Source organism: Bacteroidales bacterium, from assembly GCA_018334875.1.
In the GTDB taxonomy this organism is placed as follows: domain Bacteria; phylum Bacteroidota; class Bacteroidia; order Bacteroidales; family UBA12077; genus JAGXLC01.
Window position 1 is genome coordinate 1 of record JAGXLC010000379.1, and the last position, 3,931, is coordinate 3,931.

1 protein-coding gene is annotated in these 3,931 nt (G+C 43.6%); it reads left to right on the forward strand.

Annotation, left to right across the window (positions count from 1 at the left end; genetic code table 11):
* Positions 1–134 precede the first annotated feature (134 nt).
* Entirely contained in the window at positions 135–3,863 is a 3,729-nt protein-coding gene (locus KGY70_18380) for a PAS domain S-box protein (protein MBS3777169.1), read from the forward strand.
* Positions 3,864–3,931 lie beyond the last annotated feature (68 nt).

Genomic DNA, 3,931 nt, shown 5'->3' on the forward strand with positions numbered 1-3,931 from the left:
TATTTTTTACCTTTGGAAGTTAATGAATTACTCACTTCTATATTAAACGAAGTCTTCTTTGAACCCTATTTTTCGGTTTTTTAAGCTATGCTTTTTTATTTTGATTGATATTTGGAAATCTAACACGGATTTGTATGACTGATGAAACTCCTTCCCAACTGAAAAAAAGAATAGCAGGGCTGGAGCAACGCATTGAACAATTGGAACAATCCAATTTTCTCTACAAAAATATTGTAGATAACCTCCCACTGGGCATTCAGGTGTTCGATAGTGACGGTTATTCATTTAAGATCAACCGGAAACAAAAGGATCTTCTGGGTTTGTCCGATATGGATGAGGGCATCGGTGAGTTCAATGTGTTAACGGACCCCTATTCGAAGGCCATGGGGGCAGACAAAAAATACGAACAGGTTTACAATGGTTCCACCTATGAAAACGAATTTGAATATAATCCGGGCATTGAAGACAACCAATGGAACACCCGCGAAGCCTCCCTTATTATTCATGAAAGGATCTTTCCGGTAAAGGATCGGGAGGGTAATGTAAACTATACGGTTGCTGTTCTGGAAGATAAAACCGAAGAACGAAGAGCGGAAAGATCCTGTAGAGAAAGCGAGGAAAAATACAGGATAACCTTAAATTCCATTGGTGATGCGGTGATTTCAACGGATACCGAGGGCAAGATACTACAGATGAATGAAGTGGCCAGGAATATGACCGGATGGAGTGAGGAGGAAGCCATCGGTCAACCTATGGAAGAAGTGTTTCATATAGTGAATACCCATACGGGGGAGATTACAGAAAATCCTTTGGATGAGGTATTGAGAAGCGGAAAAATTGTGGATCTGGCAAAGGATACCAAGCTTATATCAAAAAACGGGACCGAATACCAGATTGCCGATTCCGCCTCCCCAATCAAAGATGATGATGGAAACATCCATGGAGTGGTAATTGTTTTCCGGAATATTACCGAACGCAAAAGACATGAGTCGGAGCGCCGGATTACCCTGCAATTGCTTCAGCATATGCATACTACAAATGATCTGCATGAGCTTATGTCTGGTATTACGGAGCTTATGAAAGAATGGTCGGGCTGTGAGGCCGTTGGTATTCGCCTTAAGCAGGGTGAAGATTTTCCCTATTATGAAACACGGGGATTCCCGGATGAGTTTGTTCACCTGGAAAACAGCCTTTGCGAGGTGGATGAACAGGGAGAATATGTAAGGGACAGCCGGGGCAGTCCCGTTCTGGAATGTATGTGCGGCAATGTAATTCGCGGACGAACCGATGCCAGTCAGCCTTTTTTTACGGAGTTTGGCAGCTTCTGGACAAACAGTACCACCGATCTGTTGGGATCAACCAGTGAAGAAGACCTGCAGGCACGCACCCGAAACCGTTGCCAGGGAGAAGGCTATGAATCTGTGGCCCTGATACCTCTGCGTCACGGTAACAATACACTGGGCCTGCTTCAGTTCAATGAGCCCAAAAGAAACTGCTTTGATGAGGAACAGATTCATCTCTTTGAACGGCTGGCTTCCAATCTGGCTTTGGCTGTATCCCAGCACCACACTGCAGAAGAGCTGCAAAAAAGTGAAGAAAAATTCCGGGCCCTTTTTGAGAATGCGCCGGTTGGAATCTTTCAGACCACTTCAAAAGGTAAACTTTTGATGATCAATGATACGATGGCGCATATTCTGGATTTCGACAATTCTGAAGAGGCCCTTGCATATTATGGTGATCTGAGTCAACAGCTATACCTTTATCCCGAGAGGCGGGAAAAATTTTTGCAACTGTTGAATGAGGAAGGCAAAGTTGAAGATTTCGAATACGCTGCAAAAACATGTAAAGGAAGACAGATCTGGTTAACCATGAATGCCAGGATTGCAAACACCTACCCTGACGGATCGTTATTAATTGAGGGGTTTGTCGCCGATATTACAGCCCGGAAACTTGCTGAACAGGGACTGGCTAAAAGCAACAACAAGTTTAAAGCATTGGTGCAGCAGTCTTCAGAGATGCTCTTTCTGCATGATCTGGATGGCCGCATTGTGGAGTTTAACCGGGCAGCCAAAAAGAACACAGGCTATGGCCAGAAAGAGCTGGCTTCCATGACTGTTTTTGATATCGACCCGGATGCCATAGACCGTGACGATCAGAAAAAGTATTGGCAGGCTCTTTCAGTAAACGATGAACCCGTTTATTTTGAAGTCAGGCACAGGAAAAAGGATGGATCCATTTATCCGGCAGAAGTTATCATTTCCAAAGTAGTACTGGAGGATCAGGAATACATTCTGGCCCTGGCACGCGATATTACTGAAAGAAAGAAAGCCGAAAAAGAATTGAAGAAGACTGAGGCCCGGCAAAGCGCCATGATTGCCAATATAGCAGATGTCCTGGCTATCATGGATAAAAAGGGCATCATCCAATACAAAAGTCCCAATATCACCAGATTGTTTGGTTGGAAGCCGGAAGAACTGATTGGCAGTTCCTGTTGGGAAACAGTCCATCCCGATGACCGAGAACGTTTGCAAGATCAGTTTAACCAGCTATTACAAAGAAAAAATGACACCACAAAGGTTGAATATAGTTACAGATGCAAGGACAACACCTATACACCAGTTGAGTTAACTGCCGTTAATCTGCTTCACGATCCGAATGTGAAAGGAATTCTTGTGAATTATCACGATGTTTCGAGACAAAAGATGGTTGAGGAGGAACTGAGAAATGCCAAAGAAAAAGCTGAAGAAAGTGATCGCCTGAAATCTGCATTCCTGGCCAATATGAGCCATGAGATCCGTACTCCTATGAACGGTATCATGGGATTTTCCCAGATGTTGAGGGAAAAAGAGTACCCAAGGGACAAACAAAAGCAATATCTGGATATTATTTACTCCAGAACCCTACATTTGCTTCAAATCATCAATGACCTTGTAGATGTTTCGAAAATTGAGGCAGGCCAGCTTACACTGAACTTTCAGGAGTTTTGTCTGAACGACTTGCTGCAGCAACTATACAACATCTATAAGAAGGAACTTGAAAGCAGAGAAAAACCTCACATTCAACTGCTAATGGATGTGGCGCTGGACAATGAGCATGGTGTCATCAAATCCGATGTCAACCGTTTCAGACAGATTATGGATAACCTCCTCAGCAATGCAATCAAATATACCCATAAGGGCCGGATAGCCTTCGGTTACGAATTACAACCGAGCCCTTACCTGCTTTTCTATGTAGCGGATACGGGCATTGGCATCCCTTCCGAAAAGCAGGGCATCATCTTTGAGCGTTTCAGGCGGGTGGAAGATTCAACCCGCAGGGTATATGAAGGCACAGGTCTGGGATTGACAATATCCAAAAATCTTGTTGAATTAATGGGTGGAGAGATGTGGGTGGAATCCCGGGAAAACGAAGGCACTGTAATTTATTTCACCCTGCCTTATCAGCAGAGTGAAGCGGGAAAAAAGGAAGAAAAGCAGAACCTGAAAAAAGAACGGTATGACCTGACGGATAAAACCCTTTTGATCATAGAAGATGACCCGACGAGCCGTGAATATCTGAATGAAGTATTAAATACGCTGGGTGCCGGTGTTATCTTTGCCGAAAACGGAGCAGAGGGCCTTCAGGCATTTGAGAAGAAGCCGTCCATTGACCTGATCCTTTTGGATATCAGACTTCCTGATATCAACGGCATTGAAATAGCCAGAAGGATAAGAGAGCAAAACGAGAAGGTTCCTGTTATTGCTCAAACGGCAAATGCTATGGGAGGAGATCGTGGAAAATGTATTCAGGCAGGTGCTACTGATTATATTGCGAAACCAACAGATATGGAAGAGCTGTTGGCGATGATCATTAAATATATATGATTTTGGGCAATCAAGCGAAAATATGATTAGTAACTGAATTTATATTTTCGTGCATTTTTTGGCAGAAA